This is a genomic window from Streptomyces sp. CNH189 (assembly GCF_000527195.1).
This window is the reverse complement of sequence record NZ_AZUS01000017.1, coordinates 173,947-196,769: the sequence shown is the minus strand read 5'-3', so window position 1 is coordinate 196,769 and position 22,823 is coordinate 173,947. Positions and strand designations below refer to the sequence as shown.

Here is a 22,823-nt window from a genome sequence, read left to right as displayed (position 1 = left end):
GCGGCCGAGGCCCCGGTGCCCGTCGCCGCGCACTGAGCGCCGCGCGTCCGGCGAGGACGCGGACGAAGGCGAGCGGCGCCGCACGGATGCTCCGTGCGGCGCCGCTCGCTTCGTGCGTGCGTCGGCCCAAGTCCGTCCCTGTCGCGCGGGCGCGTCAACCCGGGCCCGTCCCCGTCACGGGCGCGTCAGCTCGGGTTCGTCTCGATGACGGCGGTGCGGTCGGACGTGCTGATCAGCGCCTGGCGCAGGGCGCCGTAGACGTCCTGGGGGGTGACGGCGGTCTTCTTGCCGTTGCCCCGGGTGATGAGCACACCGTCGAACGCCTGGCCGTACAAGTCCTCCAGCGCCTTCAGGTCGGGCTTGTCGACCAGCTTGCCGTTGACCGCCTCGACGCGCAGGAACTTCCACAGCGACTTCTCGGGGCTCATCGGCACCGAGTGCGCCGGGTCGGTCTGCACGGTGACCCGGTCGGACATCGCGGGCTCGGCGAACTCCTTCATCATCCGGTCGACCTCGGCCTTGGTGACCTTCGGCTGCTGGGCCGTCGTGGGGACGTTCACCGCGTTCGCGGTACCGGTCTCCACCTGCGTGCGGTACGCGGCGGCGACCACGTCGGCCGCCTTGGCGGCGTCGACGCCCTTGCCGGCCTGCGGGTACACCGGGACGGCCTTGCCGGACTCGAACGTGATCGAGCCCTCCTTGACGGTGCCGACGCCTCCGGCCGCGTTCTCCAGGGCGGCCTGCAGCTTCTCGTGGTCGACGGGGATCTCCGGCTCGACCACGCGCGACTGGCCGAACAGCGAGCCGATGACGTTGACCGGGTTGTAGTCGCTGGTGGCGGCCTTGCCGACGGTGGCGTCGATGTCGACCTGCAGACCGGCGTTGTCCGGCTGGAGTTCGAAGGTCTTGCCGTCGACGGACAGCTTCAGCGGCTTGTTCAGCCGGCCGTCGAGCGCGCCGTCCAGCTTCTTCACGGCCTCGTCGCGGGTGCCGCCGCCGATCTCGATGCCGAGCACCGTGGTGCCCTTGGGCACGTCGGAACGGTTCATCAGCAGGCCCGCGCCGTAGGCGACGCCGGCGACCAGGACCACGCCGGTGGCGAGCAGGACGAGCTTGCTGCGCCCCTTCTTCTTCGGCGCCTTGGAGGAGCTCGCCGGGGGCGGGCTGACCGGGTCGGGCAGCTTCGGCGGGGTGTGCGGGCCGGGGGCGTTCGGGCCCATGCCGGGGGCGTCGAAGGACGCGCTCGGCGGGATCACCGGGATGCCGCTGGTGACGGTCTGCCCGGAGACGTTGTCGTGGCGGGGCCCGTAGCCGGCGGCGGCGGGGTCGGCGAGCTTCTGCGGGGTGAGGATCGCGGTGTCGTCGCTCAGTCCGCCGCCGGGGCCGGTGCGCTCCTCCGCGAAGGGCGCGCCGCCACCGGGGGCGCCCACGCCGCGTGCGACGGCGGGCGGGGTCATCGGGCCGTCGCCGGTGACCGGGCCGCCGGTGGGGCCGGAGGGGGCCTGCGGGCCGCCGGGACGGCCGGGGCCGGGCGCGCCGCCGGGCCGCCCCGCGGGGCCGCGCCGGTTGCCGCCGTCGGTGTCGTCCGCGAAGTACGGGAGGTCGTCGCGGCGCGGTTCGCCGCCGCGGTTCGCGTCCGGACGGGCGCCGTTGCCGCCGGGAGCGCCGGCCAGTGCCTCGGTCACGTCGAAGGAGCCGGTGCCGCCGCCGTGACCGGGAGCCACCGGACCGCCGGTGGGCCCGGCCGCCTTCCCGCCGCCGGGACGGGGAGCGCCCGGGGCGCCCATGGAGCCGACCACGCCGCCGGGCCGCGGGCCACCGGGTCGCGCGCCGGGACCGCCCGGCGCGGCGCCGCCGCCCGCGGGGCCCGCGCCGTTCGGTGCGGACGGGGCCTGCGGAGTGCCGGAGGGAGCCGCGGTGGGCGCGCCGGAAGTACCGGGAGCAGCCACGCCGTTGGCCGGGGCCGCGCCCTGACCGGGCTTGCCCGCCGAGGACTTGCGGGGCGCGAACCAGTCGCTGGCCGGCTTCTCCTCGGCGGCGGGCCGGTCGGCGGCCTCGGGCCGCGCGGGGGGCTCGACCGGGTCGGCGGGGGGTGCGGCAGGAGCGGGCTCGGCGGCGGTCTCGGCGTCGGCGGTGGCTTTCCTGCCCTCCGCGTCCGTGACCGGCTTGCGCACCACGACCGGCGGAATCGGCCGTGACCCGGGGATGTTGATCCGGATCCGGGTCGTCAGCGTGGTCTCGGTCTTGCGTTCCTCCGGCCGCGCGGCCGAACGGCCCGCGTCCGTGCCCTCGTCCGGAATCGCCGGAATCCCGTAGGGCGGGGTGCCCGACGGGTAGGCGGCTCCGCCGTGCCCGTTGGGCCCGGAGGACGGAGTGTCAGTTTCACGACTCAAGGCAGGTTCTCCCGGTTGGCTCCGCCGCCCGTCACGACCTCACGGTGGGGGTCCTCCCAGCTCGGGCGAGGCCGAGGGTTCGAGGGAGGCTCGACGGCGCGCACCACCTTACTGGCCATGTCCGGCCCGTATCCCAGTACCGCCGGGGAAACCCACACCGGACCATCACGCCCCTGGCACGGCGAAGTGGTACGTCACTTGCGAAGTCGGGCGGAGTCGCCGTCCGGTTGCCTCCCGGCACCGAAGGTGGCGCAGATCACAGCCACGGCGATGCCACCGAGCAGGAAGAGGTACGAGCCGCTTCCCGCGGCGAACACGAAGTCGCCTTCCGGACGGCTGACCGTGAGCAGGACGACCATGATCATCCAGCCGGCGGCGACGGCCACCCCGCCCGACCGGCCACGCGTCGCCCGGGACGCGCCGAGCACCAGGCCCGCCTCACCGGCCAGGGCGAGCAGGAGCCCGCCCGGGAACCACGCGGGCTGGACCAGCGCCCCGGCGATGCCCACCACGGCGCCGAGCACCAGCAGCCCGAGCAGGGCGACGGCCCGTCCCGCGGAGGGCGGACGCAAGGGCTGCGCCATCAGGGGCACGCGGTCGCCGCTCACGACGCCTCCCCCGCGCCGACGCCGGCGAACAGGTCGTCCTCCGGGCCCGTGGGCCGCCCGCCGCGTACCAACTCGTAGTACTCGGTGGTGAACAGCGGCTGCGCGAGCTCGTTGGACAGCACGAAGTACGGCTGGTCGGCGACGGTGATCTGGGTGGCGTGGGCGCGCATCGCGGCGGCCTTGGCGCCGGCGTACGCCGTGCCGTCGACGGCCGTGGTGACCCGCTCGTCGTCGACCACACCGGGGACGTCCTGGACCCCGCCCGCCTTGTCGAAGGGCAGGTCGGGAAGGTCACGCTCCAGCCGGGCGAAGGCGTCCTCGGCCACGGAGCGCGGCACGCGGTTCCAGTAGACCTTGGGGACGTCCCACCCGGCCGCCGTGGCCAGTTCGACGGCGCGCATGGCGACGCGGTGGGTCTGGATGTGGTCGGGATGCCCGTAGCCGCCGTTGTCGTCGTACGTGACCAGCACCTGCGGCCGCACCTCGACGATCACCTCGGCGAGCAGCCCGGCGGCCTGGTCGACGTCGGCCTGCCAGAAGCAGCCGGGGTCGTCGTTGTCGGGCAGCCCCATCATTCCGGAGTCGCAGTACCGCCCGGCCCCGCCGAGCAGCCGGAAGTCCGTGACGCCGAGCGCCGCCATCGCCTCCCGCAGCTCACCGAGCCGGTGTCCGCCGAGGGCGGCGCCGCCGAGGTGCCGCAGTCCGGGCGGGATGACCTCGCCGCGTTCACCGAGGGTGCAGGTGACCAGCGTCACGTGGGCGCCCTCGGCCGCGTAGCGCGCCATCGTCGCGCCGTTGTTGATCGACTCGTCGTCCGGGTGCGCGTGCACCAGCATCAGACGCCGAGCGGAGCCAGATGGGGGTCCCCCCGGCCGAGGGCTGGAGGAGGGCAGTTCCGTCATGGGGCCACCCTATTTGGCCTGGGGTGGTTCCGGTCGACTTGGCCGGTTCGCCGGACGTCCCGCCCTCCGGCCGGGCAGCACTCAGCCGCGCAGGGTGCGCGCCCAGGGGGCGTCGACGGCGGCGGCGTCGATGGCCACCAGCACGTTGCTGAGGAGGGCGTCCGCGAAGTAGCGGCGGATCTGCTCCTCGGAGGCGCCGGAGACGGCGCGGATGTACTCGACCTGCTTGGCGTAGCACCGGCGCACGGCCTCGCCGATGCCGGGTTCGGTCGCGCACCCCTGGGCGTGCATGAGGATCATCAGCACGTCCCGGTCGCCGATGACGTCGTCGTACGCGGTGGTCAGCGCGTCCATGACCGCCTGCGGGTCGGTGCTGCGCACGGAGGCCGCCGCCGTGGCGGCGGCCTCGCGCAGACGGTCCGAGCAGTGGTCGACCAGGGCGACGAACAGCGTCTCCTTGTCCTTGAACAGCCGGTACAGGTACCCCTGCGAGATGCCGGCCGCCTTGGCGACGTCCGTCGTGGAGGTCCCGTAGTAGCCGCGGGCGGCGAACGTCCCGATGGCCGTCCGCATGACCGTGGCCCGGCGCTCGTCGGCGGTGGAGCGCTGCCGCGTCCTGGATTCCATGGAAGTAATCAACCACTTTCAAGAAAGGGGCGTCAAAACATCCGCCGGCGGTCAGTCGCGGCTGAACGCCGTGACCATGTCGGCGGAGCCGCCGAGCGCCTCCATCGCGACCAGCGGGTTCCAGTAGTCGACGTACCGGCTGATCCTCCCGTCCCGGGTCTCGACGACGGAGATGTACGTCTGGTTGTACGGCCGCCCGGTCTCCAGGGCGACGCCTTCGCAGCACAGTTCGGCGATGACGAGGGTCGGGTCGACGGTCTCGTGGATCCGCACGTCCTTCATCTCGACACGGAACGCCTTGGGGAAGTTGGCGATGTGCGCGCGCAGTGCGTCGTACCCCTGGAGCCGGGTGGGGTACCCGGGCGGCGCGTACGGGAACTCCAGGACGCCGTCCTCGGTGAACAGCGCCGCCCACTCGTCGGGGCGTCCGGCGGTGAGGAGGTCGAGGTGGTCGAGGAAGGCCTGCTGGGCGGCGGCGCGGATGGGGTCGAGGGTCTGGGGGGTGTGGGTCATGGGTGGGTCACTCCCTACTCATGTAAGCGGTCAACCACTTACTTTGTAGTCCGAAAGAGAGTCCCCACTCGGACGGAGCGGGGACTACAGCCAGCTTGGCGCGCCCTCTAACGGCGTCGGATGTAAGTAATAGACCACTCACATAAGTGCGTCAAGCTGGCCCGTAGGCGCACCCCACGATCACTCTCCGCCACGATCTCCACGAGTGCGATCGTGGAGCCGCCGGGGGTGGGTCAAGCCAGGACGTGCCGCGCGGGCGAAGGTGACCGATTGAGTCCCTCCGACTTCCGGAACACGTCCTTCACGACCGGTTCCGCTCCGCGCCGTGGTCCTCGTAGCGCGGCAGGCCGCTCGTGGAGATGGTCCACTCGCCGATGATGACGTCCTCGCCGTAGACGAAGTCCTTGCGCACGGCGTAGCGAGGGCCGTCCGGGGTGGAGTGGATGTCGCCGAGGACGGCACCGCTGCCGGTGCGGGGGTCGAAGATCGCGTAGACCGGTACGCCCATCAGCGGATAGTCGCCCATCTTGCCCACCCAATCGTTGTCCGGGTTGGACCGCGAGACGACCTCGATGGCGGCGATGACCGCCCGGGGATCGAACCCGGCCGGCACCTCCATGTCCGCCATGGTGATCACCATGACGTCAGGGCGCCGCATGATGCCCTCGTACTCGTCCTCCACATCAGGCGTGCCCGTATGGGCCACGACCTCTGCCGGCATCACCCTCTCCAGGCGCTTGCGAAGCAGCGACGCGGTCAGCTCGTGTCGGCCGTTGGGCGACAGAAGGTCGTGGATGATCCCTTCCTTGGTGATCTCGAACTTCCCCGGCAGCGCGTCGTCCGTGGACCGGACGAAGTCGCGCAGGGCCCGGTACCGGCGGGAGGCGCCCTGATGTGCGTCGTCGGGTGGGGTGGTCATGGCTCTCGCTCCTCGTCGTTCACGCTAGGCAGCCGTCTGGATGTCCGTCCGGCAGTCGCGGCAGCGGGTCGCGGAGCCGGGTGAACGGAAGGCCCGGTCGCAGCCGTCGCAGTTCCGCAGGGGGTGCGGTACGGGCGGCGGGGCGGCGGCCGGTGCGCGGAATGGGGGCGGGGGCGGGAGCTGGTCCGCGAGGCGGTGGGCCAGGAAGGCCGCGGGCCGGCGTACGCCCTCGGGCGGCAGGTCGGCGGTCAGGGCCCGGCGTACGGCGGCGGGGGTGACGTCCCGCTCCAGCCAGGCGGCGACGCCGGGGGTCAGGTGGGCCGTGTCGGTGGTGGAGAGGAGCAGCCGGGGCTCGTGGCGGTGGAGGTCCGCGAGGAGGTCGGCGGCGGCCCGGAACAGCGCGGGGACGCTGCACCCTGGGCGGGGCACGGCGGGGAGGGGTTTGCGGGGTGCTCGTTGCTCACGCGTCTCCCGTGGGGTGCGCTCCTCGCGGGCCTCCTGCGGTGGTGGCTGCGGCTGCGGTTCGGCTGTCGTTCGGGAGGGTGCCTCGGCGGGACGGCGGGCCGCCGCCGGCTGGTTGCACGAGGTCGTGCGGGTCACGATGCGGCCGGTGGAGGTGCGGACGCGTTCGCGGCGCAGATAGCCGTGAGTCTCCAGTTCGCGCAGGGCGGCAGCGATACGAACAGCTCCCTCGGGGAACCGTGCGGCGAGGCTCTTGATGTCGGCCGGGGCGCCCTTGGGCAGCGACTGGAGGTGCGTGCCGAGCCCGATGGCGAGCAGTGAGAGCTCGCGGTGCTGGGCGAGGTGGTTGCCGATCACCGTGAAGCGGGTGGTGTGGCGGGTGTTGTCGTGCCGGAGCCCGCCGGTGGTGCGGTGGGCCTGGTTCGGGTGCTTGTTGCCCGCTGGGCGGGCCTGTGCGTGCGGGGGCACGCTAGGGTTCTGCGTATCCATCAGGAAGGTCCTGTCTTCCTTGGTGGTCAGGCCCTCGCAGTGGGATTGCAGTCCCGGCGGGGGCCGTCTCATGTCTGTGATCGCGGTGGTGCGCTGCGCTGAGCGTCGGGCCTGGGCGGCTCGAAAATGCAGCCGAACCGGGGATGTTCACCCGCCCGAGTGAGCGCGACCACGGGCGGGAGGGGTGGGGTTTGGTGGGGTGTTTTCCCCCGGAGTTCTTTGTCTTTCAGTCGTCGATGGCACCGGAGCGCGAGGGTGCGGGTTCCGGTGCCGTCAGGCTCAGTTCGGCCCAGACGGTCTTGCGTGGGAAGCGCCCTTCGCTTACGCCCCAGCGGTCGGCCAACGCCTCGACGAGCAGGAGGCCCCGGCCCGACTCGGCTTCCGGGTCCTGTACTTGCGGCTCGGGCATCCGCTCACTGCGCGTGTCGGTGACCTCGATGCGGAGCGTGGTGCCGACCACGTAGAGCGTGAGGCGGAAGCTCCGGCCGGGGAGGCGGCCGTGGGTGGCCGCGTTGGCGGCCAGCTCCGCGACGACGTGGCTCGCCCGCTCGTACGGGAGTCCCCAGCTCCGGAGCGTGTCCACCGCGAGCAGGCGGGCGAGGCGGGCACCGCGGGGGGTGGAGGACAACAGCACGGTGAAGTTGCGGATGCGGTGCTCGGGTTCGGGTCCTGACCCGTGCCGGGCGATTCCCTGAGTTTGCTGATTCACGTGACCGAGCGTGGTCGACCGGACATACCGTTACCTGTGATTGCCCTGTTACGTAGAGCTACGGTCCAAGGTTTGTCCAGCGCTGTCGGGACTGTCGGAGCGACTCCTGCGAGCGGGGCGGAACAGTACGTCGCAGCACTATGGAGGGGCGCGCATGTCGGTGAACGGTGAGGCGGTGCGGGTCGGGACCGGGACGGACCAGACGGACGAGCCGGGCTGGGAGGTGGACCCGGACGACGACTGGGCGCTCGCCGTGGTCGCCACAGTAGGACGGCAGTTGAGGCTTCGCCGAGAGGCAACAGGGATGCGCGTCGGCGACTTCGCGGTGGCGGTCGGATACGGCGAGGATCTCGTCTACAAGATCGAGACGGGCAGGCGGATCCCGAGGCCCGAGTACCTGGACACGGCCGACGAGGTTCTGGGCGCGGGCGGCCTCGTCGCGGCGATGAAGGAGGACGTGCGGAAGGTCCGGTACCCGAAGAAGGTGCGGGATCTTGCGCAGATGGAGGCGCGGGCGGTTGAGCTTCAGCTCTACAACCCCGTGAACCTTCATGGGCTTCTCCAGACGCCCGAGTACGCCCGCGCCCTGTTCCGCATGCGGCGACCGCGCTACGCGGAGGAGGAGATCGAACGCGGTGTTGCGGCCCGCGTGGCCCGCAAGGCGGTCTTCGACCGTGACTCGGCGCCGGAGTTGAGCTTCATCCAGGACGAGTGGACGCTCCGACGGCGCCTCGGGGGCCGGGAGGTCGTCCGCGCGCAGCTCGACCACCTGCTGACCGTGGCCCAATTGCCCAACGTCGAGATCCAGGTCATGCCGATGGACCGCGAGGAGCACGCCGGGGCGGACGGCGGGATCGAGGTGTTGAAGTTCGAGGACGGGACGGCGGTCGGCCGTTCCCCGGCAGTGGCCGGCGGCCGTCCGGTCACCGATCCACGCCAGCTCCGTATCCTTGAACTGCGCTACGGCATCATCCGGGCGCAGGCGCTCACTCCACTCGAGTCGACCGCCTTCATCGAGCGGCTGTTGGGGGAGACATGATCCGCACGACCCCGTCACGGGACGCCTGCGAACTGGCGTGGTTCAAGAGCAGCTACAGCAGCGGAGCCGAGACCGACTCCTGCGTCGAGATCGCCACCGCCCCCGCCACCATCCACGTCCGCGACTCCAAGAACACCGACGGCCCCCGCCTCACCTTCACCCCGGCCGCCTGGGCCGGCTTCCTCACCGCCGCGCGCCACGACCGTCCGGCGTGACATCACCGCGGCGCAGACCCGGTGAAGCGGCCGGGCTGCTGATCGACTGCACGGTGCCGAGTGCCGCCCGCGATGTGCCGTCATGACACCCGACGCGCGCCACGAGTCCGACGCCGACGTCACCGTGGAGATGACGACGCTGCAACGGCATTGCATCGACGGCGGTGTGGACAACGAGGTCTCGATCGCGGCGGTGGACGGCCGCGACGACGACGTCGAAGCGGGCCACGCCGTGCGCGAGGCGGGTTGGCGGCAGGCCGCGGGCTGGACGGGCGACCCCGGGTCGGGCCGGTGGCCCCCCGATGACGCACGCGTCAGGGTGTCGCTGCCCGGCTCACAGTGGCGTTTCGTGATCCGCGTGCTCGACCGGGACGAAGCCCTCGGCCCTCCTGCCCACCCCGGAAACGTCACCGACCGACGGTTCTGGCCGGTGCTCCGGCGAGCGATCGTCGCCGCCCTGGAGGCCGGGTCCGCGTAAGGCGCGCCCGGTCCAGCGCCGCGCGCCCCCTCACGCCCCCCTGAGGCTAGGGAACGGCCGGTCCGCCTCCAGTTCGAACGCCAGCTCCAGCAGGGTCCGTTCAGCGCCCGGACGGCCCGAGAACATCACGCCGATCGGCAGGCCGTCCGGGGTCGTGGACGCGGCCGGGAGGGAGATCGACGGGGTGCCGACGACGTTGTTGACCGGGGTGAACGCCACGTACGCGAGGATCCGCTCGATCAGCGTGGCGTACGGGACGGACGGGGCGAGGTGGCCGAGCGGCGGGGTGGTGTGCGCGAGGACCGGGGACAGGATGACGTCCTGGCCCCGGAACGCCGCCGCGTAGGCCTCCCGGGTGCGCTTCAGGCGGCGCACCACCGCCGGTGTGCTGCGCCAGTTGCGGACGTACGTCTCGCGCAGGCCGCGGCTCAGGCCGTCCATGCGGTGGCGGTCGAAGTCCGTGCCCATGGTCCGGCCCGTGGCGCCGATGAGGAACGACAGCATGCCCCAGTAGGTGAGGAAGTCCTCGGTGAAGCGCGGGTCGATGGCCAGCTCCACCGGCGTCACCGTGTGGCCGAGGCGTTCGAGGCGCCGCGCCGTCTCCGTGACGGCCGCGCGGGTGTCCTCGTCGGTGCGGGCGCCGTTCGGGGAGTCCACCAGCAGGCCGACCCGCAGCCGGCGCTTCCCCGGGCCCTCCACCAGCCCCACGGACGGCAGCTTGGCGTTCCGGTGGTGCAGTTCCGCCGCGGCGAGGAACGCGGCGCTGTCCCGGACCGTGCGGCTCACGACGCCGTCGACCACGATGTCGATGGGCAGCTGACGCCCTTGCGCGTTCGGCACGGTCCGGCCGCGGGTGGGCTTGAGCCCGACGAGGCCGCAAGCGGCGGCCGGGATGCGGATGGAGCCGCCGCCGTCGTTGGCGTGCGCGACCGGCACCGCACCGGCGGCGACCAGGGCGGCGCTGCCGCCGGAGGAGCCGCCCGCCGAGTGGCCCGTGTGCCAGGGGTTGCGGACCGGCGGGCCCTCCTCGTACTCCGTGCTGGGGCTGAAGCCGAACTCGGGCAGCCGGGTCTTGCCGAGCACCGTGACGCCGGTGCTGAGCAGCTGGCGGGTGAAGGCGGCGTGCCGCCGGGCCGGCCGGGGCCGGAACGCGGCGCTGCCGTGTCCCGTGGGCAGGCCCGCGAAGTCGGTGTTGTCCTTCACGAAGGTCGGCACCCCGGCGAACACGCCGCCGCCGGGGGCGCCGTGGGCGGGGATGTCGAGGTGCACCTGGACGGCGTCGAGCCGGGCGTCGGCGTCCCGGACCCGGGCCGCGGCGTCCTTGGCGACCTCGGCGGGGCTCACCTCGCCCCGGCGGATCGCCGCGGCGAGGCCGACCGCGTCCAGGTCGCCCAGGGCGTCGTCACGGAAGACGTGGACCTGGGTCCGCGCCTCGCCGCGTCCTTGGCTCTGTTCCTCGGAAGTCGTCACCGTAGGCTCCGCCCTGCGCGCGTGAATACTGGCCCGTCCATCATTGCTTACCGACGGGTAACACGCGAGAGGCCGGCCTCGGCCGCGCTCAGAAGTTGAGGCTGCCGATCATCCCCGCGATGTTGGTGGTGACTTCGTTGATCGTGGGCGCGATCGTCGACGAGGCCAGGTAGAAGCCGAGCAGCATGCACACGATCGCGTGCCCTGCTTTCAGGCCCGACTTCTTGATCAGCAGGAAGACGATGATCGCCAGCAGCACCACCGCCGAAATCGAGAGTGCCACGGCGGCTCACCTCCAAGGATCCCAGGGGCGCGGGGGTCACGGAACATGGGGGCAGTACGTACACACAGCAGGCAGCAGGTTCATACCCACTATGCGCTAACGATCATAACTATCCGTACGTGCGCATCGATCGGCGCACGGCCGCACAAGGGGGCGCATGGCCAATATGGTCAGGGCATGACGACCGAGACGGACTCCTTCCCCCGACTCCACGCACGCACCCTCCGCTTCACGCTCGGCGCACCGCGTTCGTTCAGCGTGGCGCCCGACGGCTCACGTGTCGTGTTCCTCCGCTCAAGTTCCGGTACGGACCGGGCCAACGCCCTGTGGGTGCTCGACACCGAGGGGGGTGGGGAGCGCGTGGCGGCCGACCCGCGCGCCCTCCTGGGCGGCGCCTCCGAGCAGCTCTCCGCCGCGGAGCGGGCACGGCGCGAACGCAGCCGTGAGTCGGGCGCCGGCATCGTCGGCTACGCCACCGACGCGGCGGTGGAGCTGGCGGCTTTCGCCTTGTCAGGGCGGCTTTTCACGGCCGAGCTGAGGGCCGGCACGGCACGCGAACTGCCCACCCCGGGACCGGTGATCGACCCCCGTCCGTCGCCCGACGGCCGGCATGTCGCGTACGTCGCCCGGGGCGCCCTGCGGGTGATCTCCGCCGAGGGGGCGGGCGACCGCGCGCTCACCACCCCCGAGTCGGAGGACGTCACCTACGGTCTGGCCGAGTTCATCGCGGCCGAGGAGATGAGCCGGTCGCGCGGCTTCTGGTGGGCCCCGGAGTCGGACCGGCTGCTGGTGGCGCGGGTGGACGACACGCCGGTGCGGCAGTGGTGGATCTCCGACCCCGCCCACCCGGAACGTGACCCGCACCACGTTCGCTACCCGGCGGCCGGCACCCCCAACGCGGACGTCCGGCTGTTCGTGGTCGACCTCGAGGGGACGCGCACGGAGGTCTCCTGGGACCGGGCGCGCTACCCGTACCTGGCGCGAGTGCACTGGTCAGCGGCAGGGGCCCCGTTGCTGCTCGTACAAGCGCGCGACCAGCGGGGCCAGCTGATCCTGGCCGTGGACCCGGAGTCCGGGGCCACCCGGATGGTGCACGCCGACGAAGATCCGGAATGGCTGGAACTTTTCCCCGGTGTGCCCTGCTGGAGCCCCTCCGGACAGCTCGTCCGGATCGCCGACGAGGGGGGTGCCCGGCGCCTCGCCGTAGGTGAACGACCGCTCACCGGACCGCAGTTGCACATCCGTGCGGTACTCGACGTCTCGGACGACGACGTGCTGGTCTCGGCGTCGGCAGGCGCGGAGGCGGCCGACCCGGAGACCGGTCAGGTGCACGTCTACCGGGTGAACGAACTGGGCATGGAGCGCGTCTCCGAGGAGCCCGGGGTGCACACCGCGGTGCGCTCCGGAGGAGTCACGGTGCTCGTCTCGGCGACCCTGGACCGGCCAGGTTCTCGGGTGCGGGTGCTCCGTGACGGGAAACAGACGGCGACTGTCCCCTCGTACGCCGAAGACCCCGGTATGTCCCCTCGGGTGACGCTGACACAGGGGGGCGCACGCCGCATCCCGTGCGCCGTGCTTATGCCTCGGGACTACGCCGGTGACAGCCCCCTCCCGGTGCTCATGGACCCCTACGGTGGTCCGCACGGCCAGCGGGTGGTGGCCGCCCACAACCCGCACCTGACCTCGCAGTGGTTCGCCGACCAGGGCTTCGCGGTGATCGTCGCCGACGGGCGCGGCACCCCGGGCCACTCCCCCGCCTGGGAGAAGTCCGTCAAGGACGACATCGCCGCGGTCGTCCTCCAGGACCAGGTGGACGCGCTCCAGGCGCTGGCGGAGGACTTCCCGCTCGACCTGGGCCGGGTCGCGATCCGCGGCTGGTCCTTCGGCGGCTACCTGGCCGCCCTCGCGGCGCTGCGCCGCCCCGACGTGTTCCACGCCGCCGTGGTCGGAGCCCCCGTCACCGACCTGCGCCTGTACGACACCCACTACCAGGAGCGCTACGTCGGGCACCCGGACGAGCAGCCGGAGAACTACCGCCGCAACTCGGTGATCGACGACGCCGGCCTGGTCGACGCCGCCGAACCGCACCGGCCCATGATGATCATCCACGGCCTCGCCGACGACAACGTGGTCGTCGCCCACTCCCTGCGGCTGTCCTCGGCACTGCTGGCCGCCGGCCGCCCCCACGAGGTCCTGCCGCTGTCCGGCGTCACGCACATGACGCCACAGGAGGAGGTCGCCGAGAACCTGCTCCGCCTCCAGCTCGGCTTCCTCCGGCGCGCGCTGTCCCTCCCGGACACCGACGCACCGCGTTAACACCGGGGCAACTCCGCGGAAGCGGTACCGATATACGGACAGGGAAAGCTGTTCAGCGTACGGCCGTGCGGGTGCCGTGAACGGGCCGGGATGCGCCATGTCATCCCGGCCCGTACCCGTACCCGTGCCGACAGCCGGCCCACCGGTCAACCGGACCCGTCGCCCCGCTCCTCCACCGGCACCACGTGCTTCTCCTCCGCGAAGTGGCACGCCGAGTCGTGGGCCGCGGGTCCCCCCTCCAGCCACTCCGGCACCGCGAGCAGCGGCACCTCCTGGGCGCACCGCTCCCGCGCCTTCCAGCAGCGGGTGCGGAACCGGCAGCCGGACGGGATGTTCGTCGGCGACGGCACGTCCCCGGTCAGCACGATCCGCTCCCGGTGCTCGCGCGCCCGGGGGTCCGGGACGGGCACGGCGGACAGCAGCGCCTGGGTGTAGGGGTGCGTGGGGTGGTCGTAGATCTCGGTGTCGGTGCCGGTCTCCACGATCCGGCCGAGGTACATCACCCCGACCCGGTCGGAGATGTGCCGGACGATCGACAGGTCGTGCGCGATGAAGACGTAGGACAGGTCGAACTCGCTCTGGAGCCGGTCCATCAGGTTGATGACCTGCGCCTGCACGGAGACGTCCAGCGCGGAGACCGGCTCGTCGGCGACGATCACCTCGGGGCGCAGCGCGAGGCCCCGCGCGATGCCGATGCGCTGCCGCTGGCCGCCGGAGAACTGGTGCGGATAGCGGTTGATGTACTCCGGGTTCAGGCCCACCACGTCCAGCAGGTCCTGCACCCGGCGCCGCCGGTCCCCCTTGGGCGCCACCTCGGGGTGGATGTCGTACGGCTCCCCGATGATGTCGCCGACCGTCATCCGCGGGTTGAGCGAGGTGTACGGGTCCTGGAACACCATCTGGATGTTGCGGCGCACCGCCTTGAGCGCCCTGCCGGACAGCCGGGTGATGTCCTCGCCCTTGTAGCGGATCGAACCGGCCGTCGGCCGCTCCAGGTTGACCAGCATCTTGGCGACCGTCGACTTGCCGCAGCCGGACTCCCCCACGATGCCCAGCGTCTCACCCCGGTCCAGGTGGAAGTCCACGCCGTCGACCGCCTTCACGGCGCCGACCTGCTTGCGGAAGACGATGCCCCGGGTCAGCGGGTAGTGCTTGACCAGGCCGCTGACCTCCAGGATCGGCTCAGTCATCCAGGCACTCCCTCCAGAAGTGGCAGGCACTCCCGCGCGTGCCGGAGACCTCGTACAGCGGCGGGTCGTCGGTGGTGCAGATGTCCCGGGCCAGCGGACAGCGGGGGTGGAAGGGACAACCGGGCGGGATGCGGGTGAGGTTGGGCGGCAGGCCCTTGATGGCGTAGAGCTCCCGGCCCTTGTGGTCCAGGCGCGGGATGGAGTCCAGCAGACCCCGGGTGTACGGGTGCGCCGGGGCCTTGTAGATGTCATGCACCGGCGCCGACTCCACGATCCGCCCCGCGTACATCACCGCGATGCGGTCGGCGACGTCGGCGACCACACCGAGGTCGTGGGTGATGAGGATCAGGCCCATCCGGTACTCCCGCTGGAGCTCCGCGAGCAGCTCCATGACCTGGGCCTGGACGGTGACGTCGAGGGCGGTGGTCGGCTCGTCGGCGATGATCAGGGCCGGTTCCAGGGCCAGCGCCATCGCGATCATGATGCGCTGGCGCATGCCGCCGGAGAACTGGTGCGGGTACTGCCGGACCCGCTCCCGGGCGCCGGGGATGCGCACCCGGTCCATCAGCTCGACCGCCTTCGCCCGCGCGTCCTTGCGGGACATGCCCCGGTGCACGGTGAACATCTCGCCCAGCTGGTCGCCGACGGTGAGCACGGGGTTCAGGGAGGACAGCGCGTCCTGGAAGATCATCGCCATCTCGGCGCCCCGGATCCGCCGGCGCTCCTCCTCCTTGAGCTTCAGCAGGTCCCGGCCCTGGAAGACGACCTCGCCGCCGGTGATCCGGCCGGGCGGGACGTCGAGGATGCCCATGATCGCCTGGGCCGTCACGGACTTGCCGGAGCCCGACTCGCCCAGCACGGCCAGGGTCTCCCCCTCGTCCACGCCGTAGCTGACCCCGTTGACGGCCTTGGCCACACCGTCCCGGGTGCGGAACTCCACGTGCAGGTCACGCACTTCGAGCAGCACCGCGGCTCACCTCAGCTTCGGGTCGAGGGCGTCGCGCACCGCGTCGCCGAGCATGATGAACGCCAGGACCGTGATCGCGAGGGCCCCGGAGGGCCACAGCAGCGCGTGCGGGGCGTTGCGGATGTAGGGCGAGGCGGTGGAGATGTCGATGCCCCAGGAGACGCTGGGCGGCTTCAGCCCGACCCCGAGGTACGACAGGGTCGCCTCCAGGGCGATGTACGTGCCCAGCGCGATGGTCGCGACGACGATGACCGGGGCGACCGCGTTGGGCGCGATGTGCCGCAGCAGCAGCCGCGAGTGGGACGCGCCGAGCGCCCGCGCGGCCTGCACGTAGTCGTTCTGTTTGGCGGTGATCACGGCGCCGCGGGCGATGCGGGAGATCTGCGGCCAGCCGAGCAGCACGATGAAGCCGATGACCGGCCAGACGGTGTTGCTGGTGATGACGGACAACAGCACCAGACCGCCGAGGACGACCGGGATGGCGAAGAAGACGTCGGTGATCCGGGACAGCACCGAGTCGGAGACGCCGCCGAAGTATCCGGCGAGCGCGCCGAGCACACTGCCGAAGACGGCGACCCCGAGGGTGGCGAGCACCCCGACCGCGACGGAGGTGCGGGCCCCGTACACGGTGCGGGTGTAGACGTCGCAGCCCTGCCCGTCGAACCCGAAGGGGTGGCCGGGCTGGGAGCCCTCCTGGGCCTTGGACAGGTCGCACTTGAGGGGGCTTCCGGAGGTGATGGCCGACGGCCACAGCGAGATGAAGACCAGGAACAGGATGACCAGCGCGGAGACGATGAACACGGGGTTGCGGCGCAGGTCCCGCCAGGCGTCCGACCACAGCGAGCGGGGCCGGTCCTCCGGGCCCGTGCCGTCCGGGCCGGCCGGCGTCTTCTCCAGCGTCTCGGCCTCGTCGACACCCAGGTCCATGGCGCCGCCCATGCTGGTGCCCGCGATGGCGGCCTCGGGTTCCTCGTGACGGTCAGACATAGCGGATCCTCGGGTCGAGTACGGCGTACAGGAGGTCGACGACGAGGTTGGCGACGAGGAAGACCAGCACCAGGACGGTGACGAAGCCGACCACCGTCTGCGTGTTCTGCCGCAGGATGCCCTGGTAGAGCTGGTAGCCGACACCGTGGATGTTGAAGATGCGCTCGGTGACGATCGCGCCGCCCATCAGGAAGCCGATGTCGGCTCCGATGAAGGTGACCACGGGGATCAGGGAGTTGCGCAGCAGGTGCCGGACGACCACCCGGCGCCGGGGCAGGCCCTTGGCGATCGCGGTGCGGACGTAGTCGGAGCGGCGGTTCTCCGCGATGGAGGTGCGGGTCAGCCGGGTGACGTAGGCGAGGGACACCGACGCCAGCACCAGGCCGGGCAGGATCAGCTCGTCGAAGGGCGCCTCGGAGGACACCGAGGGCCGGATCCAGCCCCACTTCACGCCGAGCAGCAGCTGGAGCAGCAGACCGGTGACGAAGGTGGGCACGGAGATCACGACGAGGGTCAGCAGCAACACCCCGGTGTCGACCGGCCGGCCCCGGCGCAGCCCGGTGACCACGCCGAGGGTGACGCCGATGACGATCTCGAAGAGGATCGCGATCACCGTGAGCCGGATGGTGACGGGGAACGCCGTCGCCATCAGCTCGGTGACCTCCTGGCCGTTGAAGGCCGTTCCGAAGTCACCGGTGAAGACGTTCCCCATGTACGTCAGGTATTGCTGCCAGACCGGCTTGTCGAGGCCGAACTCCTGCTCCAGACGGGCGGCCGTCGCCGGGTCGCACTGCCGCTCCCCGCACAGTCCCGCGATGGGGTCGCCCATCACGTTGACCATGAGGAAGATCAGCAGCGTGGCCCCGATGAAGACCGGGATCATCTGGAGCAGCCGCCGGACGACGTAGCGCCCCATGCCGGCTCAGCTGACCTTGATCTCGTCGTAGACGGGAACGCTGAACGGATTGAGCTTGACGTTCGACAGCCGGTCCGACCAGCCGGCGCTGCCGTTCTGGTACCAGAGCGGGATCGCGGCCATGTTGTCGCGGACCACTTCCTCCGCCTGCTGGAACAGGCCGACGGCCTTGGCGGTGTCGGTCTCCTGGTTGGCCTGGTTCACCAGGTCGTCGAACTTCTTGTTCGACCACTTGCCGTCGTTGGAGGAGGCGTTGGTGTAGTAGAGCGGCTGGAGGAAGTTCTGGATGAGCGGGTAGTCCATCTGCCAGCCGGCCCGGAACGGCCCCGTCATCTTGCGGTCGGTGATCTCGTTGCGGAAGTCCGCGAAGGTGCCGACCGGGTTGGCGGTGCAGGCACGCTCGTTGTCGAGGGCGTTGTTGATGGAGTTGCAGACGGCGTTGACCCACTCCCGGTGGGAGCCGGTGTCGGCGTTGAAGGTGATCGTCACCTTGCCGCCGGGCAGTCCGCCGCCCTCCTCGATCAGCTTCTTGGCCTCGTCCGGCTTGAACTCGCAGAACTCCCCGCACAGTCCGTCCTGGAAGCCGCCGTCCTCGCCGAGCACCGGGGAGGTCCAGTCGGTGGCGGGGGTGCGGGTCTTCTGGAAGATCGTGTCGGTGATCTGCTTCCGGTCGATCGCCATGGACAGGCCCTGACGGACCTTCGTCGCGCCGTCGGTGTTCCAGGCGTCGTCGTAGAACGGGAAGGCGAGGGTCTGGATGATGCCCGCGGGGGTGTTGAGGTAGCGGTCGCCCAGGTCGTTCTTCACGTTCTTCAGCTGCGCGGCGGGCACGTCGTCGACGAGGTCGAGGTTGCCGGCCAGCAGGTCGGTGTAGGCGGTGTTGTTGTCGGTGTAGACCTTCAGGTCCACGCCGCCGTTCTCCGCCTTGTCGTCGCCGGGGTAGTCGTCCCACTTGCGCAGGGACATCTGCGAGCCGCGGTTGCACGACTCGACCAGGTAGGGGCCGTTGCCGACGGGCTTCTTCACCCACGCGTCGTGGTCGTCGAAGAACGCCCGGGGCAGCGGGGCGAAGGCGTTGTAGCCGAGGGTGTCGGGGAACGTCGAGAACGTCTGGGTGAGCTTGACGGTGAAGGTGCGGTCGCCGGTGACCTTCAGGCCGGACAGGGTGTCCGCGGTCTGCTCGCCCTCCTCCGGGTGCACCTGGTCGTAGCCCTCGATGTAGCCGAAGAAGTACGAGTTGCGCTGGTTGTTGCGCAGGCTCGCGCCGTAGTTCCAGGCGTCCACGAAGGACTGGGCGGTGACCTTCTCGCCGTTGCTGAACGTCCAGCCGTCCTTGACGGTGACGGTGAAGTTCCGCGAGTCGTCGGTCTCGATGCTCTCGGCGAGCATGTCCTTGGCCTCGCCGGTCTCCGGGTCGTACCGCTTCAGCCCCCGGAAGATCATGTCCAGGACCTTGCCGCCCTGGACCTCGTTGGTGTTCGACGGCTCCAGCGGGTTCTGCGGGTCGCCCCAGGAAGCGCTCAGCACGGCCGCGGAGTCGCTCCCGCCGTCTCCGCCGCCGCCGCATCCCGCCGTGGCGAGGGCGACCGCCATCGCGCAGGCGGCCCATCTGGCGTGCGTGGTGATGCGCATGGGGTGCCTCCTCGTGCCCGGGTCCCTTACCGGGTCAGCCTGGAAGCGGGGGACCCGGCGCGCACGCCCGCCGGGTCCGTACGGGTACGGGGTGTCCTCCGGACGGCCGCACGAGCCCGCCCGTGACCCTCCCCGAAGCCCCGGACGGCGCGGGACGCCCCCTGCCCTCGCGGGCGGGCACGCCGAGGCGCGGGTGAACGACGCACGTCCACGGCGGGGGTGACGAGCCGGGGCGGCCCGCGCCACGGGCCGGCGGCGGGCGAGGCAGCGCGCCGGGCGGGCGCGGGACTCGGGGCCGCGCCCCGAAGGCCAGGGCTTCCCGTACGCACGGCGAACCGCCCGCGCCCGTACGGGCCCTTGCCCTCACGGGCGGCCACGCCGAGGCCCGGACCCGCGAGGGCGCGTCGGGGGCGGGTATGCCGGAGGGCCGGGGCAGGAGGGTGCACCCTCCTGCCCCGGCCCTCCGGGACGGATCAGCTCTTGGCGATGTGCGACTCGTTCTCCAGGGCCTTCAGGCCCGGGTCCATCACGACGTCCTCGGTGCGGCCCGCGATCGAGCCCTCCTCCGGGTAGTGGCACGCCGTCAGGTGGCCCTCCTTGCTGCCCTGGATCCGCACCAGCGGCGGCTCCTCCGTGGCGCACTTCTCCGTCGCCTTCCAGCAGCGGGTGCGGAAGCGGCAGCCGGACGGCGGCGAGATCGGCGAGGGGACGTCACCGGCGAGGCGGATCCGCTCCCGCTTGTCCGCGTCGATGTCGGCGTCCGGCACCGCGGACAGCAGCGCGTGCGTGTACGGGTGACGGGGCCGGTTGTAGATCGAGTCGCGGTCCGCGATCTCCACGATCTTGCCCAGGTACATCACCGCGACGCGCTGCGAGAAGTGCCGCACGATCGCCAGGTCGTGGGCGATGAAGACGAACGCGATGCCCATCTCCCGCTGCACTTCCTGCAGCAGGTTGACCACCTGCGCCTGGATCGACACGTCCAGGGCCGACACCGGCTCGTCGGCGACGATCAGCTTCGGCTGCAGGGCGATGGCACGCGCGACGCCGATGCGCTGGCGCTGACCGCCGGAGAACTCGTGCGGGAAGCGGTTGTAGTGCTCCGGGTTGAGACCCACGATCTCCAGGAGTTCCCGGACCCGCTTCTCACGGCCGCCGGGCGGGTTGATCCCGTTGATCTCCATCGGGCCGGAGATGATCGTGCCGACCGTCTGCCGCGGGTTCAGCGAGGCGTACGGGTCCTGGAAGATCATCTGGATCTCGGACCGGATCGGCGCCAGCTTCCTGCGGTCGGCCGAGCTGATGTCCTGGCCCTGGTACTCGATGGTGCCCGCGGTCGGCTCGTAGAGCCGGGTGATCAGCCGTCCGGTGGTGGACTTGCCACAACCGGACTCGCCGACCAGGCCGAGGCTCTCGCCCGGGTAGACCTCGAAGTCGACGCCGTCGACGGCCTTGACCGCGCCGACGGTGCGCCGGATCGGGAAGCCGCCCTTGATCGGGAAGTGCTTGGTCAGACCGCTGACCTTCATCAGCGGCGCCTCGGAGCCGTTCCGCTGCTGCGGGACGGAGTCGGCGACCGCTGTGGTCGTCTTGCTGTTGTCGCTCATGGAAATGCCCCAGTCGCCGGTTTCCGCTCAGCCCAGCCGGGGCTGAATCGTCTCGATGAACACCTGCTGCCGCTGTTCCGCCGTCAGGTGGCAGGCGGCGGCGCGTCCCGGTGCGAGCGTCGGTCGCTCGCCCGAGCAGCGCTCCCCCGAGACCTTGTCGGTGAAGGCGCACCGCGGGTGGAACGGACAGCCCGGGGGCGGGTTCAGCAGGGAGGGCGGCGAGCCGGGGATCGGCAGCAGCGGCTCGTCGACGTCCGAGGACAGCCGCGGCATGGAGCCCAGCAGACCCCAGGTGTACGGGTGCTGCGGCGACTTGAGCACCTCACGCGTGGTGCCCCGCTCGACCGCGCGGCCGGCGTACATCACCAGGATGTCGTCGGCCATGTTGGCGACCACACCGAGGTCGTGGGTGATCATGATGATCGCGGAGCCGAACTCCTGCTGCAGGTCCTTGAGCAGGTCGAGGATCTGCGCCTGCACGGTCACGTCGAGGGCCGTGGTCGGCTCGTCGGCGATCAGCAGGTCCGGGTCGCAGGAGAGCGCCATGGCGATCATCGCGCGCTGGCGCATACCGCCGGAGAACTGGTGCGGGTAGTCGTCGACCCGCTGCTGCGGGTGCGGGATGCCGACCTTCTCCAGAAGGTCGATGGCGCGCACCCGGGCGTCCCGCTTGGAGGCGCCGGTGTGCTTCATGAACGGCTCACCGATCTGGCGGCCGACCGTGTAGTACGGCGACAGCGCGGTCAGCGCGTCCTGGAAGATCATCGCCATCTTCTTGCCGCGCAGCCTCTCCAGCTGCTTCTCGCCGGCGGTGGTCAGCTCCTGGCCGTCCAGCGTGATCGACCCGTCGATGGCGGTCTTCTTGCGGTTGTGCAGGCCGAGGACGGCCAGGTTGGTCACCGACTTGCCGGAGCCGGACTCGCCCACGATGCCGAGGGTCTTGCCGCGCTCCAGGTCGAAGGAGAGCCCGTCCACCGCCTTGACGATGCCGTCCTCGGTGGAGAAGTGGACCTTGAGGTCGCGCACCGAGAGGAAGGCTTCTCCCGCGGCGGCGGCCGCGGCCTCTTCGGGCTTGGTCTGAGTGGTCACGGTAGTTCTCCTAGGACAGACGCACGCGCGGGTCGATGACGGCGTACAAGGCGTCCACGATCAGGTTGAAGACGATGATCAGCGCGGCGCTGACCAGCATGACGCCCATCAGCATCGGCAGGTCCTTGTTGACGACGGAGGACAGCGCCAGCCGGCCGAGACCGGCCAGGCCGAAGGTCAGCTCGGTCACCATGCCGCCCGACAGCAGCGACGAGAGGTCGATGCCGAGGATGGTGATGATGGGGATGAGGGAGCCACGCCACGCGTAGCGGAAGAACACGAAGTTGCCCGACATGCCCTTGGCGCGGGCCGCCCTGACGTGTTCCTCCTGGAGCTGCTCGATCATCGACGAGCGGCTCATACGCGTGTAGTTGGCGGTGAAGATGGTGGCCATGACGAGCCAGGGGATCAGCAGGCCCATGAACCATCCGCCGAGGTCCTCGGAGAACGGCACGTACTTGGGCTTGTCGAGCCAGCCCGTCTGGTAGACGAGGAAGAGCAGGACCAGCGGGCCGAGGAAGTAGATCTGCATCGAGCTGATGACCAGCGAGCCGGAGCTGAAGGTCTTGTCGATCCAGGTGCCGCGGAACTTGGCGGCCATCATGCCGGCGCCGAGGCCGACGATCAGGAAGACGATCAGCGAGCCGACGGTCAGCGACAGCGTCGTCGGGAAGCGGTCGACGATCGTGTCCCAGACGTTCTGGTCGTTGGCGAAGGACACGCCGAAGCAGGGGGCGCTGCAGTGGCCGACGGCGAAGTCACGGCCGGTGAAGATGCCGATCAGGAAGTTCCAGTACTGGACCGTGACCGGCTTGTCGAGGCCCAGGTTCGTGTGGATGATCTCCAGCGCGTCCGGAGTGCAGTTCTTGCCACAGGCCAGCAGAGCCGGGTCCTGCGGAATGGCGAAGAACATGAAGAAGGTGAACGCACTGATCAGGACAAGGATCAGTGCCGCACCGAACGTCCGGCGAATGAGGAATTGAAGCATGGCAGGAAGCTGCTCTCAGGACGG

At 71.0% G+C, this 22,823-nt stretch carries 22 protein-coding genes; 4 read left to right on the top strand and 18 right to left on the bottom strand.

All coding sequences use genetic code 11. The features are described 5' to 3' along the window. Positions 1 to 185 precede the first annotated feature (185 nt). From B100_RS37005 to B100_RS0123045, 8 genes are all read right to left on the bottom strand, one after another. The gene (locus B100_RS37005; RefSeq protein WP_024886781.1) at positions 186 to 2,393 is read right to left on the bottom strand and encodes a hypothetical protein; all 2,208 of its coding nucleotides are present in this window, start codon (positions 2,391 to 2,393) and stop codon (positions 186 to 188) included. Between the two features lie 194 nt (positions 2,394 to 2,587). Then, positions 2,588 to 2,977: a DUF6113 family protein gene (locus tag B100_RS0123075; RefSeq protein ID WP_037723319.1), complete on the bottom strand. Its 390-nt coding sequence runs from the start codon at positions 2,975 to 2,977 to the stop codon at positions 2,588 to 2,590. Positions 2,978 to 2,997: 20 nt separating this feature from the next. After that, positions 2,998 to 3,903 (bottom strand): N-acetyl-1-D-myo-inositol-2-amino-2-deoxy-alpha-D-glucopyranoside deacetylase, encoded by a 906-nt coding sequence (mshB, locus tag B100_RS0123070; RefSeq protein WP_024886779.1) that lies wholly within the window; start codon positions 3,901 to 3,903, stop codon positions 2,998 to 3,000. Positions 3,904 to 3,984: 81 nt separating this feature from the next. Beyond that, entirely contained in the window at positions 3,985 to 4,530 is a 546-nt protein-coding gene (locus B100_RS0123065; protein ID WP_024886778.1) for a TetR/AcrR family transcriptional regulator, read from the bottom strand. Positions 4,531 to 4,581: 51 nt separating this feature from the next. After that, positions 4,582 to 5,043 carry a nuclear transport factor 2 family protein gene (locus B100_RS0123060; protein WP_024886777.1) on the bottom strand — a complete coding sequence of 154 codons (462 nt, stop codon included), beginning with the start codon at positions 5,041 to 5,043 and terminating at the stop codon, positions 4,582 to 4,584. Positions 5,044 to 5,344: 301 nt separating this feature from the next. Further along, positions 5,345 to 5,962 (bottom strand): Uma2 family endonuclease, encoded by a 618-nt coding sequence (locus tag B100_RS0123055; protein WP_024886776.1) that lies wholly within the window; start codon positions 5,960 to 5,962, stop codon positions 5,345 to 5,347. Between the two features lie 24 nt (positions 5,963 to 5,986). After that, positions 5,987 to 6,913, bottom strand: a complete 927-nt coding sequence (locus B100_RS0123050; protein WP_024886775.1) for a hypothetical protein — start codon at positions 6,911 to 6,913, stop codon at positions 5,987 to 5,989. A gap of 226 nt (positions 6,914 to 7,139) precedes the next feature. Continuing rightward, positions 7,140 to 7,622: an ATP-binding protein gene (locus tag B100_RS0123045; protein ID WP_024886774.1), complete on the bottom strand. Its 483-nt coding sequence runs from the start codon at positions 7,620 to 7,622 to the stop codon at positions 7,140 to 7,142. Positions 7,623 to 7,776: 154 nt separating this feature from the next. On the opposite strand from B100_RS0123045, the gene B100_RS0123040 reads away from it, so the two are divergent. From B100_RS0123040 to B100_RS0123030, 3 genes are all read left to right on the top strand, one after another. Beyond that, entirely contained in the window at positions 7,777 to 8,661 is an 885-nt protein-coding gene (locus B100_RS0123040; RefSeq protein WP_024886773.1) for a Scr1 family TA system antitoxin-like transcriptional regulator, read from the top strand. Further along, on the top strand, positions 8,658 to 8,876 hold the full coding sequence (locus B100_RS0123035) for a DUF397 domain-containing protein (protein ID WP_024886772.1): 219 nt from the start codon (positions 8,658 to 8,660) through the stop codon (positions 8,874 to 8,876). The genes B100_RS0123040 and B100_RS0123035 overlap by 4 nt, the downstream gene beginning before the upstream one ends. An 82-nt stretch (positions 8,877 to 8,958) precedes the next feature. Continuing rightward, a complete protein-coding gene (locus tag B100_RS0123030; RefSeq protein WP_024886771.1) occupies positions 8,959 to 9,354 on the top strand; it encodes a hypothetical protein in 396 nt (131 codons plus the stop codon). A 30-nt stretch (positions 9,355 to 9,384) separates the two neighbouring features. On the opposite strand, the gene B100_RS0123025 is transcribed toward B100_RS0123030, so the two are convergent. Next, a complete protein-coding gene (locus B100_RS0123025) occupies positions 9,385 to 10,824 on the bottom strand; it encodes an amidase (protein ID WP_024886770.1) in 1,440 nt (479 codons plus the stop codon). Positions 10,825 to 10,912: 88 nt separating this feature from the next. Further along, a complete protein-coding gene (locus B100_RS0123020; protein WP_024886769.1) occupies positions 10,913 to 11,107 on the bottom strand; it encodes a hypothetical protein in 195 nt (64 codons plus the stop codon). A 177-nt stretch (positions 11,108 to 11,284) separates the two neighbouring features. Here B100_RS0123020 and B100_RS0123015 point away from each other — a divergent pair, with 177 nt between their 5' ends. Next, positions 11,285 to 13,423 (top strand): prolyl oligopeptidase family serine peptidase, encoded by a 2,139-nt coding sequence (locus B100_RS0123015; RefSeq protein ID WP_024886768.1) that lies wholly within the window; start codon positions 11,285 to 11,287, stop codon positions 13,421 to 13,423. 146 nt (positions 13,424 to 13,569) lie between these two features. Here B100_RS0123015 and B100_RS0123010 read toward each other — a convergent pair whose 3' ends face one another. The 8 genes from B100_RS0123010 to B100_RS0122975 all read right to left on the bottom strand — a co-directional run bounded on the left by B100_RS0123010 (position 13,570) and on the right by B100_RS0122975 (position 22,799). Then, entirely contained in the window at positions 13,570 to 14,613 is a 1,044-nt protein-coding gene (locus B100_RS0123010) for a dipeptide ABC transporter ATP-binding protein (protein ID WP_024886767.1), read from the bottom strand. Continuing rightward, positions 14,606 to 15,580 (bottom strand): ABC transporter ATP-binding protein, encoded by a 975-nt coding sequence (locus B100_RS0123005; RefSeq protein ID WP_024886766.1) that lies wholly within the window; start codon positions 15,578 to 15,580, stop codon positions 14,606 to 14,608. The genes B100_RS0123010 and B100_RS0123005 overlap by 8 nt, the downstream gene beginning before the upstream one ends. 6 nt (positions 15,581 to 15,586) lie before the next feature. Beyond that, the gene (locus tag B100_RS0123000; RefSeq protein ID WP_024886765.1) at positions 15,587 to 16,567 is read right to left on the bottom strand and encodes an ABC transporter permease; all 981 of its coding nucleotides are present in this window, start codon (positions 16,565 to 16,567) and stop codon (positions 15,587 to 15,589) included. Then, a complete protein-coding gene (locus B100_RS0122995; protein ID WP_024886764.1) occupies positions 16,560 to 17,483 on the bottom strand; it encodes an ABC transporter permease in 924 nt (307 codons plus the stop codon). Before B100_RS0122995 ends, B100_RS0123000 begins: the two co-directional genes overlap by 8 nt. Positions 17,484 to 17,489: 6 nt before the next feature. Next, positions 17,490 to 19,115 (bottom strand): ABC transporter substrate-binding protein, encoded by a 1,626-nt coding sequence (locus B100_RS0122990; RefSeq protein ID WP_024886763.1) that lies wholly within the window; start codon positions 19,113 to 19,115, stop codon positions 17,490 to 17,492. A gap of 473 nt (positions 19,116 to 19,588) precedes the next feature. Further along, a complete protein-coding gene (locus B100_RS0122985) occupies positions 19,589 to 20,722 on the bottom strand; it encodes a dipeptide ABC transporter ATP-binding protein (protein WP_024886762.1) in 1,134 nt (377 codons plus the stop codon). Between the two features lie 27 nt (positions 20,723 to 20,749). Next, positions 20,750 to 21,811, bottom strand: a complete 1,062-nt coding sequence (locus B100_RS0122980) for an ABC transporter ATP-binding protein (protein WP_024886761.1) — start codon at positions 21,809 to 21,811, stop codon at positions 20,750 to 20,752. 10 nt (positions 21,812 to 21,821) lie between these two features. Continuing rightward, on the bottom strand, positions 21,822 to 22,799 hold the full coding sequence (locus B100_RS0122975) for an ABC transporter permease (protein WP_024886760.1): 978 nt from the start codon (positions 22,797 to 22,799) through the stop codon (positions 21,822 to 21,824). Between the last annotated feature and the right edge of the window lie 24 nt (positions 22,800 to 22,823).

What these genes read in the sequence shown, in the direction of transcription:
- B100_RS0122985 (WP_024886762.1), bottom strand. Translation starts at nt 20,722, where the DNA reads ATGAGCGACAACAGCAAGACGACCACAGCGGTCGCCGACTCCGTCCCG.
- B100_RS0123035 (WP_024886772.1), top strand. Translation starts at nt 8,658, where the DNA reads ATGATCCGCACGACCCCGTCACGGGACGCCTGCGAACTGGCGTGGTTC.
- B100_RS0122995 (WP_024886764.1), bottom strand. Translation starts at nt 17,483, where the DNA reads ATGGGGCGCTACGTCGTCCGGCGGCTGCTCCAGATGATCCCGGTCTTC.
- B100_RS0123055 (WP_024886776.1), bottom strand. Translation starts at nt 5,962, where the DNA reads ATGACCACCCCACCCGACGACGCACATCAGGGCGCCTCCCGCCGGTAC.
- B100_RS0123050 (WP_024886775.1), bottom strand. Translation starts at nt 6,913, where the DNA reads ATGGATACGCAGAACCCTAGCGTGCCCCCGCACGCACAGGCCCGCCCA.
- B100_RS0123015 (WP_024886768.1), top strand. Translation starts at nt 11,285, where the DNA reads ATGACGACCGAGACGGACTCCTTCCCCCGACTCCACGCACGCACCCTC.
- B100_RS0123040 (WP_024886773.1), top strand. Translation starts at nt 7,777, where the DNA reads ATGTCGGTGAACGGTGAGGCGGTGCGGGTCGGGACCGGGACGGACCAG.
- B100_RS0123030 (WP_024886771.1), top strand. Translation starts at nt 8,959, where the DNA reads ATGACACCCGACGCGCGCCACGAGTCCGACGCCGACGTCACCGTGGAG.
- B100_RS0123075 (WP_037723319.1), bottom strand. Translation starts at nt 2,977, where the DNA reads ATGGCGCAGCCCTTGCGTCCGCCCTCCGCGGGACGGGCCGTCGCCCTG.
- B100_RS0122990 (WP_024886763.1), bottom strand. Translation starts at nt 19,115, where the DNA reads ATGCGCATCACCACGCACGCCAGATGGGCCGCCTGCGCGATGGCGGTC.
- B100_RS0123065 (WP_024886778.1), bottom strand. Translation starts at nt 4,530, where the DNA reads ATGGAATCCAGGACGCGGCAGCGCTCCACCGCCGACGAGCGCCGGGCC.
- mshB (WP_024886779.1), bottom strand. Translation starts at nt 3,903, where the DNA reads ATGACGGAACTGCCCTCCTCCAGCCCTCGGCCGGGGGGACCCCCATCT.
- B100_RS0123000 (WP_024886765.1), bottom strand. Translation starts at nt 16,567, where the DNA reads ATGTCTGACCGTCACGAGGAACCCGAGGCCGCCATCGCGGGCACCAGC.
- B100_RS0123060 (WP_024886777.1), bottom strand. Translation starts at nt 5,043, where the DNA reads ATGACCCACACCCCCCAGACCCTCGACCCCATCCGCGCCGCCGCCCAG.
- B100_RS0123010 (WP_024886767.1), bottom strand. Translation starts at nt 14,613, where the DNA reads ATGACTGAGCCGATCCTGGAGGTCAGCGGCCTGGTCAAGCACTACCCG.
- B100_RS0122975 (WP_024886760.1), bottom strand. Translation starts at nt 22,799, where the DNA reads ATGCTTCAATTCCTCATTCGCCGGACGTTCGGTGCGGCACTGATCCTT.